We start from the raw sequence: 14,730 nt of genomic DNA, 5'->3' as shown, positions 1-14,730 counted from the left end.
AATAAATCCTTTTCATATTTAAAGTTCATTTCAAGATATCTTCCGTCTAGTTGGCCTGGCATGTTATTTGACGATTACTTTGCCTTCCATTCCTTTAAGGAGATGGTATCGACATATTAATTCATATGTACCAGTATTTTTAGGTTTCACGGTAATATTCTTTTCTTTTCCTGACTCAACTACGACGTCAATGCCGAGTTTTTTCACTGTAAAGGTGTGCTCGTTTTTACCTTTATTTTTCAATAGTAATGTTGTTGATCCTTCAAGCGGAATCGTGATGACATTTGGATTAAAGTAATCATCATTTAGTTCAACCTCAATCACGTTCGTTACATCGGTGGGTTGTGTTACGACATTAACTGAGGCAAATACATGAAAGGATCCTAAAGACATCCACCATACAATCATTACAAGCAAACTGCTGAATCGAAATAACCACCTGTTCATAGACATCTGCAATTCTCCTTTGTTAAGTACTTTTCCTCAATTAACCTGCATCATTAGTTTAAGAGTTATACTATACAGTTAAATTGATTACAGAAGAAATTAACTTGGAATTTTTTAACATGCGCTGAAAAAACATGTATCTTTTCAGGATTGAATTATCTATAAAAACTTTATCCCGCTATTTACTGGGCAATAAGACCTCCACCTCAAAATTCAGCGGAAGCAAAGAAGTTAGGTGGGAATCGGGCTGATTAAAGTTTCACTTTCTAGCATATATACTCTCTTATTAAATTTCATATACCGTAATCAGAATAAAAAATTATTTTTTCGAAAAAATGTAGTAATTCCCTTTTGTAGTTTGCTATAATTAGTTCGAATGTGGGCAGTATCAGAGCGAACTGCACCATGATTCGAAGTAATACGAAAAATAATAACTTGGATTCTGCCTTGATCCAATAACGGACTGGGACAGAGGGATGAATAATGCCGACTAACACACAACCCTTCTGCCCTTTTATGGCCAGAGGGGTTTTTTATATGATTGCGGCCATCTCCTCTCTCCTGCATAAAGGAGGAGTAGTTTTTGAAAACAAAAACAGATTTTTTGAAGATGAAAGAGCAAGGTGAGCCGATTACAATGCTAACGGCGTATGATTATCCATCTGCTAAATTAGCAGAAGAAGCTGAAGTTGATATGATTTTAGTTGGAGATTCTCTTGGAATGGTTGTACTCGGATACGATTCAACAGTACCTGTAACAGTAGAGGATATGATTCATCATACGAAAGCTGTACGCCGCGGAGCGAAAGAGACGTTTATTGTAACTGATATGCCATTTATGTCGTATCACGTATCATTACAAGAAACGATGGTGAATGCACGCCGCATCGTTCAAGAGAGCGGGGCGCATGCACTGAAGGTAGAAGGTGCTGGAGAAGTTATATCAACGATTCAATATTTGACGAACGCAGGAATTCCTGTTGTAGCGCATTTAGGTTTAACCCCTCAATCTGTAGGAGTATTGGGTGGATATAAAGTGCAAGGAAAAGATGCGGAGAGTGCAAAGAAATTAATAGAAGATGCAAAGAAATGTGAAGAAGCTGGTGCAATAGCGCTTGTGTTAGAATGTGTACCAATGCAGTTAGCAGAACTTATTTCAGAGCAACTAACAATACCGACAATTGGGATTGGTGCAGGACAAAAAGTAGATGGGCAAGTGCTTGTTTATCATGATCTTATCTCATACGGCGTGAATCGTGTGCCGAAATTTGTGAAGCAATATACATCTGTTCAAGAGGAGATTGTGCGTGGGATTTCACAATATGTTACTGAAGTAAAGACAAGGCAATTTCCTGAAGAAAAACATTCGTTCACAATGAAAGAGGAAGAATGCTTAGCGTTATACGGAGGAAAACAATAATGAAAATCGTAACTACAGTGCAAGAGATGCAGCAAATTACAAACGAACTTCGTGCAAGTGGAAAGAGTATTGGTTTTGTTCCAACGATGGGTTATTTACATGAAGGGCATGCTACCTTATTACGTAAGGCAAGAGAAGAAAATGAAATTGTAGTTTTAAGTGTATTTGTAAACCCGCTGCAATTTGGCCCAAATGAAGATTTAGATCGATATCCTCGTGATATTAATAGAGATGAAAATGTAGCAAAAGAAAACGGTGTAGATTATTTATTTTATCCGAGTGTAGAAGAAATGTATCCAGCAGAACAAACAACAACAGTAGAGGTTGTGAAGCGCACGGACGTATTATGCGGTCAACAAAGACCTGGTCATTTTGCTGGTGTTGCAACTGTACTAATGAAACTATTTAATATTACGCTGCCAACGCGTGCTTATTTCGGTATGAAAGATGCTCAACAAGTTGCAGTAATTGAAGGATTTGTAACTGATTTCAATATTCCGGTTACAATCGTACCAGTTGATATTGTAAGGGAAGAAGATGGATTAGCGAAAAGTTCTCGTAACGTGTACCTATCACAAGATGAACGTGAAGAGGCTCTTCATTTATACCGCAGCCTATGTATAGCGAAAGAAAGAATTGAGGTAGGTGAACGTAATCCGGAAATCATTACAAATCTTGTGAAAGAGTATATTGAGACGCATACGAAAGGCACTGTAGATTATGCGGATTTATATGCATATCCGTCATTAACAATGGTAGAGAAAGTCGAAGGACGAATCATTTTAGCTATTGCAGTTAAGTTTGAAAATGTAAGATTAATTGACAATATAACATTAACGGTTAAATAAGGGGGAGCACCTATGTTTCGCACAATGATGAGAGCAAAGTTACATCGTGCAACTGTAACGGAGGCAAATTTAAATTATGTAGGTAGTATTACAATTGATGAAGATTTAATGGATGCAGTAAATATTGTAGAAAACGAAAAAGTCCAAATTGTAAATAATAATAATGGTGCTCGTTTAGAGACATACGTTATTAAAGGGGAACGCGGTAGTGGTGTTGTTTGTTTAAACGGTGCTGCGGCAAGGCTTGTACAACCAGGGGACAAAGTAATTATTATTTGTTATGGGCTAGTTACGGAAGAAGAGGTTCATAAACAAGAACCCAAAATTGCAGTACTAGACGATAATAATCAAATTATTGAAATGTTAGGTGCTGAAAAAGCGGGTACGATATTATAAGTAGAAAGGCTATCTCCATTGCGGAGATAGCTTTTTTGTGCATCTTTTCATTAAGATGAGATAAAACGTGGTATAGTAACATTATATAAATTATTGTTGTTTGAAAGGTAAGAAATTGAGGTGTTACATATATGAGTAAGCGTTATGTCGTTGTTGATTTAGAGACGACAGGGAACTCCTGGAAAGATGGGAAGGATAAAATTACCCAAATTGCAGCTGTTGTAGTAGAAGATGGAGAGATATTGGAGATTTTTTCGTCTTTTGTTAACCCAAAGAGAGAGATCCCACCATTTATTACAGAATTAACAGGGATTGATGAAAGTCTTGTAAAGCAAGCCCCGTTATTTCAAGATGTAGCCCCGATGATTGTTGAGCTATTACAAGGTGCGGCTTTCGTTGCGCATAATGTTCACTTTGATTGGAATTTTTTAAATGAAGAATTAAGACAGGCTGGATATACAGAAATACATTGTCCTAAAATCGACACGGTTGAATTGGCTCAAATTCTTTTGCCGACAGCTGATAGTTATAAATTACGTGATTTAGCTAAGAAGCATGAACTAGAACATGATCAACCACATCGTGCGGATAGTGATGCTCTTGCAACAGCGGAATTATTTTTACAATTTTTAAATGAAATTGAAAAGTTACCACTTGTCACGTTGCAATCGCTTTATGAATTAAGCGATGTGTTCCAAAGTGATATAGCTGATGTGCTTTCTGAAAATATTTTAAAGAAAGTAATGAATGGTAAAGAAGATATAGCGGAGTATGAAATACATCGAAATATTGCGCTGAAAAAGCGGAACTATTCCTTAAACCTTGGAGAAACGTGTTCATCAAAGTTTGATGCTTTCTTGAATAAAACGATGGATAAATTGGAATCACATATGCCAAAGTTTGAAAGAAGAGAAAGTCAACAACTGATGATGAAAGAGATATATACGGCGTTAAGAGATTCTCGTTTTTCACTAATTGAAGCCGGTACAGGAACAGGAAAGACTCTTGCATATTTGCTTCCTAGTCTTTATTTTGCAAAGAGAAAAGAAGAACCTGTCATTATAAGTACACAAACGGTACAACTCCAACAACAAATATTAGAAAAAGAAATACCGTTATTACAAAAAATAATGCCATTTTCATTTGAGGTAGCTCTTCTTAAAGGAAGAAAGCATTATCTTTGCTTACACAAATTTGAGTATGCTTTACAAGAGGAAGAAAAAAATTATGATATGGCACTTACGAAGGCGAAGATTTTAGTTTGGCTATTGCAAACTGAAACGGGTGATCAAGACGAATTAAATATTCCTGAGGGCGGAAAGTTACTTTGGAATCGTATTTGTAGTGATGCGTATAGTCCAGGCGGTATGCAAAGTAATTGGTTTAGTCGTTGTTTTTACCAGCGAGCGAAGAATAAAGCTTTATTTGCAGATATCGTTATCACAAATCATGCGTTATTATTTCAAGATTTTTCAAGTGAAGAACCGCTGTTTGCTTCATGCGAACATATTATTTTTGATGAAGCTCACCATATTGAAGAAGCTGCGAGTAGAACATTGGGTGAACAGTTCTCTTGTATGTATTTTCAATTGGTTATATCTCGTCTTGGGACGCTAGAAACAGAAGATGTACTCTCCAAAGTATATAAAATGATGAAAAAATCAGAGCAAGCATCTCGTTCAACTTTCCGTATGATAAGTTATAGTTTGAAGGAACTTAAGTTTGATGCGGATGAACTCTTCCAAATGTTACGTACTTTTATATTTAAACAAACAAAGCAAGAACAAGGAACGAATAATATGCCGCTCATCTATAGGTATAACGCAGAACTAGAAAAAGGTAAGTTGTGGGATAGTATCGTTGAATTAACAAATCGTTTTATATATGAATTAAGAAGGGTAGTAACTGCTCTTGAGAAGCAAGTGGATATATTGCAAAGTAAGTTAGAATGGGAGATGCATGTTGTAACAGGTGAATTTATGCATTTAATTGAGTTGCTGAGAAAGATGGCAGAATCATTACAGTTACTCGTATTAGAAAAGAATTCGTATGTAACTTGGATGGAGACTGAAACGAAAGGGACGATTCATTCAACAGTTCTATATGCACAGCCTGTTCATATTGGTGAAAGATTTGCTGATGAATTTTTAACAGAAAAAAAGAGTGTTATTTTTACATCCGCAACACTAACAGTTAACGATACGTTTGATTATATAAAAGAGGAACTTGGTTTACATGATTTCGCTCCAAATACTTTAAAGGTTCCATCGCCATTTCGTTATGATGAACAAATGAAATTAATGGTTTCAACGGATGTACCTTTTATTAAGCAAGTAAGTAATGAGCGATATATTGAATCTGTATCGGAACATATTGCAAAGATAGCGAAAGCCACAAAGGGCAGAATGCTTGTTTTATTCACTTCGTATGAAATGTTAAAAGAAGCGTATGCGAATTTAAAAAATAATGATGAATTAGAGGGTTATTTATTACTCACACAAAGTGTGAATAATAGAAGTCGAAGCCGTTTAATTCGAAAGTTTCAAGAGTTCGACAAATCAATTTTATTAGGGACGAGCAGTTTCTGGGAAGGGATAGATATTCCAGGAGATGCCTTAAGTTGTCTTGTTATTGTCCGTCTACCATTTACGCCGCCTCATCAGCCGATGATGGAAGCGAAAGGTGAGTGGCTAAAAAATCAAGGTGAGGATGTATTCGCTAAATTAGCGCTGCCACAAGCAATATTACGTTTCAAACAAGGATTCGGCCGCTTAATTCGAACGAATACAGATACAGGAACGGTAGTAGTGTTAGATCGTCGTTTGACGAGTTCTTCCTATGGAAAACGATTTCTACAATCGATCCCTAACGTACCTCTTTATGAAGGACCATTAGAAGAATTATTAGTACAATTAGAAGAACCATCAAATGAATAAAAATGGAAGAAAAATACGCCTGAAGTATTTATAAACTTCAGGCGTAAAAAATGTGGGTAGGAGGAATTTTATTTTTCTTACTTCTTGTATACAAAATGTGTTGGTTTTCGACTTGAAACCTTTTTTTGCTGTACATGTCCTGCTATAATAGATGGGTGATGAAGCAGGGGTTGTAAAGAATGTACTCTTATTGTAACCGCATTGCGTTCTTCTATAATTAGAAATTTTTGTGTAACGGAGGAGTTTTTTCATGGAGAAGAAAATCGAAGTACTATCAACGACGCGTATTAAATATTCGTCTGATTTGTATAAAATTGTTGATAGTTTGAATCGTACGTTAAAAGAGCAGGACCTCATGTTCGGACTAGCATTAGACGAAAAAGATAAAGAAACAGCTGTATTTACGATTTACAGAACGTAGTGATACAATGAAAAAGTGGATCTTTGCAATCATTATTGTTATCGTTGCTAGCGGAATATATGGGGCGTATGTTTATAATAAAGCAATGGGGAAGAAAATTCCAAAAGAGTCGAAATTTGTAGAAATTGCTAAAGAAAAAGCAAAGCTTACAAAGGTGAAATCTGTTGATTATTACAACGGAAAATCTGCATATATAGTCGTGCAAGGTACAGATGAAAAGGGAGAACAACTTATCGTTTGGGTGCCGGAGAAAAAAGGGGATACTGTAGTAAGGAAAAAGAGTGAAGGTATTTCTGAAAAAGAGGCTATACAAAGAACATTAGAACAAGTCGGCAATGAAAGTAAGGAATCAAAAAGTAAGCCGAAAGAGATTATGAAAGTGAAATTAGGCTTTGAAAATGATGTACCACTATGGGAAGTTACATATATTGATGATGACAATCGTTATAGTTATTACTATCTTGAATTTAAAGATGGAAAATTTTTAAGACGATATAGCATTGAAAAATAGATGTAGGGGGAACTACAAATGAAATTAGCAAAGCGAGTAGCTGCTTTAACACCGTCTTCAACTTTAGAAATTACAGCAAAGGCACAAGCATTAAAAGCAGAGGGTCATGATGTAATTGGATTAGGGGCAGGGGAACCTGACTTTAATACACCAGAGCATATTATGGATGCTGCACATAAAGCGATGTTAGAAGGGCATACGAAGTATACACCAACAGGTGGATTACAATCGTTAAAACAAGAAATTGTGAAGAAATTTACTCGCGATCAAGGTATTGCGTATGATCCATCTGAAATTATTGTATGTAATGGCGCAAAGCATGCATTATATACATTATTCCAAGTATTACTTGATGAGGGAGATGAAGTTATCATTCCAACTCCTTACTGGGTAAGCTATCCAGAGCAAGTAAAGCTTGCTGGCGGTAAGCCGGTTTATGTAGAAGGTTTAGAAGACAATGAGTACAAAATTACAGCAAAGCAGCTGCGTGAGGCAATTACAGAGAAAACGAAAGCAGTTATTATTAATTCACCGAGCAACCCAACAGGAATGATTTATAGCAAAGAAGAATTACAACAGCTTGGAGAAGTATGTTTAGAACATGATATTTTAATCGTTTCTGATGAAATTTATGAAAAATTAATTTATGGTGGCGTAGAATATACTTCAATTGCCCAGCTTTCTAATGCATTAAAAGAACAAACACTTATTATTAATGGTGTATCTAAATCTCATTCTATGACAGGATGGCGTATTGGATATGCAGCAGGAAATAAGCAGCTTATTAAAGCGATGACGAACTTAGCGAGTCATAGTACGTCAAACCCTACTTCAATCGCTCAATACGGCGCAATTGCGGCATATGCAGGCTCACAAGAACCTGTGGAAACAATGCGTCAAGCCTTTGAAGAGAGATTAAACATCATTTATGATAAATTAATTCAAATCCCTGGCTTTACTTGTATTAAACCGCAAGGTGCATTTTACTTATTCCCTAACGTAAAAGAAGCTGTAGCTTTATCAGGATATGCAACAGTTGATGATTGGGCAAAGGCTCTATTAGAAGAGGAAAAAGTGGCTCTTGTACCAGGTACAGGATTTGGTGCTCCAAATAATGTTCGTTTATCATATGCGACATCTCTTGAACAAGTAGAGAAAGCATTAGAACGTATCCATACATTTATGAAAAGTAAAGTGCAAGCTTAATTTTATATTTCATTCATGTAATATAAAAAACCTCCCTATTGATGGGGAGGTTTTTTTGACGAATTGTGGCAAAAAGAAATAGCTAAAGGTGTGTTATACTAGAAAGCGAGGTGTTTGGTGATGAAAAAGAAAATGATGCTACAGTGGTTTGAGCAGGGAAGCATTGCAATTCCAAAATTGCTTATGATGCATTATAAAAAATTAGGTTTAAATGAGACGGAATTTATGGTTGTACTTCATGTACACACATTTTTAGAATCAGGTAATTCGTTTCCGACTCCTTCAGAGATTTCTGAACGGATGACGATAACGGAAATGAAATGTATGGAAGTAATTCAAGCGTTGATTCAAAAAGGTTTTTTATCACTAGAAGGTGGACAAAGATCAGAAGCGATGATGTGCGAAAGTTATTCTTTACAACCGTTATGGGAAAAAATATTACATTTCTTAATGGATGAATCAATAGAGGAAGAGCAAAAAGAAAAAAAACAGCTGCAAGTAAATTTATATACAGTATTTGAAAAAGAATTTGGAAGACCACTTTCGCCGTTCGAATGTGAAACGTTAGGAATGTGGGAGGACCAAGATCAACATCATCCAAATTTAATTCAAGCGGCTCTTAGAGAAGCTGTAATGAGTGGGAAACTAAATTTCCGATATATTGATCGTATTTTATTTGAGTGGAAAAAGAATGGAATTAAAACGGTAGATCAGGCTCAAAATCAAGGTCAAAAATTTAGAGCGAATCAACAAAGAGCACAACAAATGACAAAACAAGAGACGAAATTTACTGGAAAAGTGCCTTTTTATAATTGGTTGGAGCAGTAATATAGGAGGAGAAATATGCTTAACAAAACGCAAATCCGTTATTGTTTAGACACAATGGCGGATATGTATCCAGAAGCGCATTGTGAATTGGTTCATGATAATCCATTTGAACTTGTAATCGCGGTGGCGTTATCTGCACAATGTACAGATGTACTTGTAAATAAAGTGACAAGAAATTTATTTCAAAAATATAAAACACCAGAAGATTATTTAAGTGTTTCTCTAGAAGAATTACAACAAGATATACGCTCTATCGGATTGTATAGAAATAAAGCAAAAAACATTCAAAAATTATGCCGAATGTTATTAGATGACTATAATGGGGAGGTACCGAGCGATCGAGATGAACTTACGAAATTACCCGGTGTAGGAAGGAAAACAGCGAATGTTGTAGTTTCCGTAGCGTTTGGAATTCCTGCAATTGCTGTTGATACACATGTGGAGCGAGTGAGTAAACGATTAGCGATTTGTAGATGGAAAGATTCTGTGTTAGAAGTAGAAAAAACGTTAATGAAGAAAGTACCGATGGATGAGTGGGGGGTTACGCATCATCGTATGATTTTCTTTGGACGTTATCATTGTAAAGCACAACGACCGCAATGTGAGGAGTGCAGACTGTTAGAAGTATGTCGTGAAGGAAAGAAGCGAATGAAGGTGAAATAAGGGATGGAGCGAGTTATAGAAATACCGAAAGAATTTCACTGCTTACCATTTTTTAAAGAAAGCGTAAATTCAATTGAGTATCATACAGACGAGTCTTTTGAAGAAATAATACAAAATACTTACTTTATATTTGATATTGAAAGACAGTATGAGCCATGGAAGGAAATTGAAAACAGTATTCCAGCGATGTTGAATGTATGGAAAAATAAGCATGAAGACATTGCTATACTGTTTCGAAATAGAAATAAGCAAGAGGCTGAGGGGCCAATGATTCTTTTTGCAGCTCACTTGTTATCGGTTGTCTATTGGCTAAATGAGCAACCTGTTCATAGTTTGAATGAAATGCAAATAAATACGAATAAATTAAAAGTGCAACCTGTTAATTTTATGGAAAGATATTCATTCATAATAAAGAAACCGAGTAATTATCATTCTTATATTCAATTAGCGCAGTTGTATATCGAAATAGAAAAGCTATATGTAAAGAAAATGATAACAAAAAAGAAGTCCGCTTCTCGTTAAGAGAAACGGACTTCTTTTTTGTTTATTAGGACTCTGTTGTAATAACAGTACCGTCTGCGTGAGGTGTATCTCCTCCGGTATTTTGATGTTGCTGTTCTTGTTGTTTCTTAGCTTCTTCTTCAGCTTTTTTCTTGGCCTCTTCTTCAGCTTTCTTCTTAGCTTCTTCTTCAGCTTTTTTCTTAGCTTCTTCTTCAGCTTTTCTTCTAGCTTCCTCATCAGCTTTCTTTTGAGCTTCTTCTTGCTGTTTACGTTGTTGTTCTTGTTGCTGTTGCCGTTCTTGTTGTTTCTTAGCCTCTTCTTCAGCTTTTTTCTTAGCTTCGTCTTGTTTTACTTTATCTTCATTAGCCTTTTTCTGGGCTTCCTCATCAGCTTTTTTCTTAGCTTCTTCATCGGCCTTTTTCTTAGCCTCTTCTTCAGCTTTTTTCGCATCTGGAGTTCCGCCAGGCGCAGTGAAGGATGCACCAACTGCTGGGCTTGTGCCAGTGCCTTTTTTCGCTACTACAGAGAAGCTGTAAGTAACACCTGGTTTAATACCACCAAGAGTAGCTGTCGTACCACTTATTGATAGGCTACCACTTGAACCGTCAGTTGCTTTATAGCTGGCTGCATATGCATCAACTTCTGCTGGTCCAGACCAGTTTAGTGTAACTGTGCTAGCGCCATCGAAAGTGACATTCAGACCACTAGGGGCATCTACTTTAATTTCTTTAATTGCATCTTTTTTCGCACCTTTTACGTATAGTTCTCCGTTTATTTCTTGAACAGAAGAAGGACGTTCAAAGCGTGATTTATCTGTAGCGAATTTGCTCATCATTACTTGGAACATTTGCTGTGCAATTTTAGTATAACGATCACTAATGTAGTTTTCTGGACCGTTCTTTACGTAACCCGTCCATACAGCCATCGTATATTGTGGTGTATATCCAGCGAACCAGCTATCCCTGTTTGCATCAGCTGGAATGCCGTATTTCTTTAAATCTTTTGCATCAAAGTTTTGCGTTCCAGTTTTACCTGCTACGTCAACACCTGAAACATATGCTGTTGGTCCTGTACCACCAGAACCAGGTTTTACTACGTCACGAAGAACGTCAGTTACCATGTAAGCTGTGTAGTCTTGCATAGCACGTTGTTCCTTCGGTTTAAAGCTTTTCTTTTTCCCGTCCGGGAAGATTACTTCTTTTACGAAATGAGGTTTATTATACACGCCGTTATTACCAAACGTTGCATATGCACCTGCTACTGCTAATGGAGAACTATCGTTACTACCAATTGCAGTAGATTCATGTACTCCATCTTCAAATGTCATGCCTAAACCTTCAGCAAACTCTTTTGATTTATTAAGCCCAACTGTTTGAGCTGTTTTTAAAGCCGGAATGTTTAATGACTTCTTCAATGCTTCACGAAGTGAAACGTCACCTTTAAAACTTCCTGTAGCATTTTTAATCTTTGTGCCATCAGAATAAGTATATTCAGAGTCATTTAATTGATGATAAGTAGACCACTGAAGATTCTCAATCGCTGGACCGTAGTCGAAAATAGGTTTCATTGTTGAACCAACTTGGCGTTTTAAATTAGTTGCCATATTATGACCTTTGAAAGTGGACTTATTTTCTTTACGTCCAGCACCAATTGCTCGAACTTCTCCAGATTGTGTATCCATAAATACGAATGACCCTTGGAATTGATCGTTTGGATACTTAATAAGATTTCCATCCATAATTTTTTCAGCGTAATCTTGAGCATCTTGATCAAGTGTTGTATGAATCGTTAAACCATCTGAACCGATATTTACATCAGGATATTCTTTTTCAACTTCTGTTACAACCGCATCTAAAAATGCTTGATACTTCATCTCAGTTACTTCTGAAGACGGTTGAAGGCCCTCTGTTACTGGGATCTTAACGGCGTTATTCATTTCTTCTTTTGTTATATAACCATGTCGATTCATTAATGACAATACGACATTACGACGATTTGTTGCTCGTTCAACATTTTCCTTTTTTGTTGGATCATAAATGTTTGGACCTTGGGGTAAACCAGCGAGCATAGCAGCTTCATGTAATTGCAAGTCTTTTAAATCTTTACCATAATATTTTTGCGCTGCTGTCGCAATACCATATGAACGGTTACCTAAATTAATCTTATTTAAGTACATTTCTAAAATCTCATGTTTAGAGTATTGTTGCTCTAATTTATAAGATAAGTACCATTCTTGTACTTTTCTCTTAGCGGTTTTATCCATCGTTAGAAAATAGTTCTTAACGACTTGCTGTGTAATCGTACTGCCACCTTGGGAACCGAAACCACCAGTGACATTTTCCATAACTGCTTTTGTAGTTCGTTTAAAGTCAATTCCATTATGATCATAGAAACGCGAATCCTCAGTTGCAAGGAATGCATTTTCAACTACTTTTGGAATTTGATCATAAGTAACATGCGTTCGTTTTTCAGCACCGTATTCATAGAAGAAATTTCCGTTTTTATCAAGAAACTTTGTTGATAAAGGATTAACAAGTTTGGATTTATCTAATTTTGGAGCGTCCTTTACCATAACAAAGAAAGCGGAAACGCCGGCTACAAGACCAACGATACCAAGAAGTAGACAACCTATAAGGAATTTCTTGAAAAAGGAGCCTTTTTTCTTTGGTTTTTCTTCTTTATTTGTTTTTTTCTCTTGATTTTTTACATGATTTCGTTCTGTACGAGAACGATAATTATCTGACATTATACTTTCTCCTACCTTTCATTCTCTCCCCCAAAAGTCGAAAAAAGAGCCTTAGTGATGACTCTATCACGAAAAATAAACCGTGTCTAGTACACGGATATAGTCAATCCGAGGGTGATAACCGCATGATAATAAGGATCCATGCTCTTCTATTTCTTCTTTCGTAATCGACTTGCGTCCACCTGTATTTTGGCGATTCCAAAATGTAATAATATGTTTTGCATCTAATAAATAAAATTCATCAAAAAGTGTAAATTTAATAATGACAAATGCAATTCCATTATGAGCAACCACTTGCTTCATATGTTCTATTTGATGAAGGTGGAAGTTTTGAAGTGGGAAACTAGTTTTATTTTTTGTTTCCTTTGCTTCAAAATCGATGTATTTCCCTTTGTATACACCGTTGTAATCTGTCGTAGAAGGTTGTTTAAAATACGCTTCTTTTACCACTGCAGCACTTCGAGCGGGGTAATCTACTTTTACAATTTGAAGAGGTGTAGGCTTTTTATGTACACATGCAATATTATGGGTTAAGTAATATTGATTTGTTTCATTCAATTCCTCTTCAAGGGACATACCTCTATTACTATAAGTATGTGTTTTTATAGGTGTTTTTTGAGGTTGTGAAGCTTGATTATACCTTTTTCCATTTGGGTAACGAATGGTCATAGTGTGTCCACTCCCAACTTGCTAAGAATTACTTACAAAGGTGATTATATCAAAAAATGAAAAAAGATGTGACCTTTTTGATGAAAGGTATGATGACTTATTTATGTTTACATGGAATGATTATATGAAAATTAAACAAAATCGAGAAAAAAATTTTTGTACAGAGAAAGAAAAAGCGATCATTCGCAATATTAAAAAGAAAACAGAAATAGCTAATGTGGACAATATTTCTCGGACACAATCTTATCAAGAATATTATTTAAGAAATAGTGAAATCAGGTGGGCCTTTTTAGCGAGTATGGTTTCGAGAAATGCGGGATGGAATATGACTGATTTAGAAGGGAGATATTATGCCACTGTATTACCTGAAACGGTAAAAAAACATTTATTTCTTCTGTACGAACAAGCTAATTGGATTATTTTCTTAGATGCATTTCCTCAGCTATTATTGTATGAGGAAAGTAAGAAGAGACGGGCACCTCTCTTTCATTTGTTGCAATATTTCAGCGTATCAATTTTTATGGAAAAAGAATGGTTACTTTTCTGGGAAAGAAGAGATATGAATAGGCTTATGACGGCGCTTATTATAAATGAACAAAATAAAATTCAAAAACCAGTCATTGAGAACACATATTTTAAAAAACATGTATTCCATACTGCACTTTTTAAAGTACAAGAAAGATTTCATATTAGTGCAGTTATCTTCCCAACAATTGAAGGGAGGATGTATGGATTTTCGGTTTATCAATTTGAAACGTTACAACAGCGTATAGAACTAGGAAAAAGATTAGCATGGTTATTGTTTCATCCAATTTATAATGGTTCGTTTTATAAGTTTGCATTGCAAACTACACATACTGGGTCTAGAGAAGATTATGAAGTTTACGCACAGGAAACTCGAAAGTCTTATACGCCAACACTTAGAGATATTTATCCTGTTATTTTACATGAAGAAATAAAAATGAGAGATTGGTTTTGTGCAAATATGAAAATGAATGTGCTATTTGTACTTGAAGAACCTAAAGAGGAAGTTAATATAACAGAATGGTATAGAAGAAAGAGAGAACAAATCTATAGGCTATCTATCGTAAATCGTTTTGCTAAAAGGATGGATGAGTTCATGATATAATAAAAAAGA

At 35.8% G+C, this 14,730-nt stretch carries 14 protein-coding genes; 11 read left to right on the top strand and 3 right to left on the bottom strand.

Going from position 1 to position 14,730, the window contains the following annotated elements:
• Positions 1 to 63 precede the first annotated feature (63 nt).
• On the bottom strand, positions 64 to 453 hold the full coding sequence (locus IBT51_RS02975) for a cupredoxin domain-containing protein (RefSeq protein WP_000062382.1): 390 nt from the start codon (positions 451 to 453) through the stop codon (positions 64 to 66).
• 577 nt (positions 454 to 1,030) lie between these two features.
• On the opposite strand from IBT51_RS02975, the gene panB reads away from it, so the two are divergent.
• From panB to IBT51_RS02925, 10 genes are all read left to right on the top strand, one after another.
• Positions 1,031 to 1,867 carry a 3-methyl-2-oxobutanoate hydroxymethyltransferase gene (gene panB, locus IBT51_RS02970; protein WP_000851108.1) on the top strand — a complete coding sequence of 279 codons (837 nt, stop codon included), beginning with the start codon at positions 1,031 to 1,033 and terminating at the stop codon, positions 1,865 to 1,867.
• Positions 1,867 to 2,715 carry a pantoate--beta-alanine ligase gene (gene panC, locus IBT51_RS02965; RefSeq protein WP_053564883.1) on the top strand — a complete coding sequence of 283 codons (849 nt, stop codon included), beginning with the start codon at positions 1,867 to 1,869 and terminating at the stop codon, positions 2,713 to 2,715. The genes panB and panC overlap by 1 nt, the downstream gene beginning before the upstream one ends.
• Before the next feature lie 12 nt (positions 2,716 to 2,727).
• Entirely contained in the window at positions 2,728 to 3,111 is a 384-nt protein-coding gene (panD, locus tag IBT51_RS02960; RefSeq protein WP_000490186.1) for an aspartate 1-decarboxylase, read from the top strand.
• Between the two features lie 131 nt (positions 3,112 to 3,242).
• Positions 3,243 to 6,047 carry an ATP-dependent DNA helicase DinG gene (dinG, locus tag IBT51_RS02955; RefSeq protein WP_000044967.1) on the top strand — a complete coding sequence of 935 codons (2,805 nt, stop codon included), beginning with the start codon at positions 3,243 to 3,245 and terminating at the stop codon, positions 6,045 to 6,047.
• A gap of 250 nt (positions 6,048 to 6,297) precedes the next feature.
• Positions 6,298 to 6,468 carry a YpmA family protein gene (locus IBT51_RS02950; protein WP_000412179.1) on the top strand — a complete coding sequence of 57 codons (171 nt, stop codon included), beginning with the start codon at positions 6,298 to 6,300 and terminating at the stop codon, positions 6,466 to 6,468.
• Positions 6,469 to 6,475: 7 nt separating this feature from the next.
• Positions 6,476 to 6,979 (top strand): cell wall elongation regulator TseB-like domain-containing protein, encoded by a 504-nt coding sequence (locus tag IBT51_RS02945; RefSeq protein ID WP_000758740.1) that lies wholly within the window; start codon positions 6,476 to 6,478, stop codon positions 6,977 to 6,979.
• Between the two features lie 18 nt (positions 6,980 to 6,997).
• A complete protein-coding gene (gene aspB, locus IBT51_RS02940; RefSeq protein ID WP_000761571.1) occupies positions 6,998 to 8,185 on the top strand; it encodes an aspartate transaminase AspB in 1,188 nt (395 codons plus the stop codon).
• A gap of 120 nt (positions 8,186 to 8,305) precedes the next feature.
• Entirely contained in the window at positions 8,306 to 9,013 is a 708-nt protein-coding gene (gene dnaD / locus IBT51_RS02935) for a DNA replication protein DnaD (protein ID WP_000728542.1), read from the top strand.
• 15 nt (positions 9,014 to 9,028) lie between these two features.
• On the top strand, positions 9,029 to 9,676 hold the full coding sequence (nth, locus tag IBT51_RS02930) for an endonuclease III (protein WP_000933035.1): 648 nt from the start codon (positions 9,029 to 9,031) through the stop codon (positions 9,674 to 9,676).
• A gap of 3 nt (positions 9,677 to 9,679) precedes the next feature.
• Positions 9,680 to 10,198: a YpoC family protein gene (locus tag IBT51_RS02925; RefSeq protein ID WP_029441862.1), complete on the top strand. Its 519-nt coding sequence runs from the start codon at positions 9,680 to 9,682 to the stop codon at positions 10,196 to 10,198.
• Positions 10,199 to 10,223: 25 nt separating this feature from the next.
• On the opposite strand, the gene IBT51_RS02920 is transcribed toward IBT51_RS02925, so the two are convergent.
• Together IBT51_RS02920 and recU are read right to left on the bottom strand one after the other, a co-directional pair.
• Positions 10,224 to 12,923 (bottom strand): PBP1A family penicillin-binding protein, encoded by a 2,700-nt coding sequence (locus IBT51_RS02920; RefSeq protein ID WP_200458003.1) that lies wholly within the window; start codon positions 12,921 to 12,923, stop codon positions 10,224 to 10,226.
• A 66-nt stretch (positions 12,924 to 12,989) separates the two neighbouring features.
• Positions 12,990 to 13,592: a Holliday junction resolvase RecU gene (gene recU / locus IBT51_RS02915; protein WP_089170711.1), complete on the bottom strand. Its 603-nt coding sequence runs from the start codon at positions 13,590 to 13,592 to the stop codon at positions 12,990 to 12,992.
• 103 nt (positions 13,593 to 13,695) lie between these two features.
• Between recU and IBT51_RS02910 the strand changes: the two genes are divergently transcribed.
• A complete protein-coding gene (locus IBT51_RS02910) occupies positions 13,696 to 14,721 on the top strand; it encodes a DUF2515 domain-containing protein (RefSeq protein ID WP_088021956.1) in 1,026 nt (341 codons plus the stop codon).
• The last annotated feature ends 9 nt before the right edge of the window (positions 14,722 to 14,730 follow it).

The organism is Bacillus sp. S71, from assembly GCF_016625265.1.
GTDB lineage: Bacteria > Bacillota > Bacilli > Bacillales > Bacillaceae_G > Bacillus_A > Bacillus_A cereus.
The sequence above is the reverse complement of the archived record's forward strand: the minus strand, read 5'-3'. Positions and strand labels throughout refer to the sequence as shown.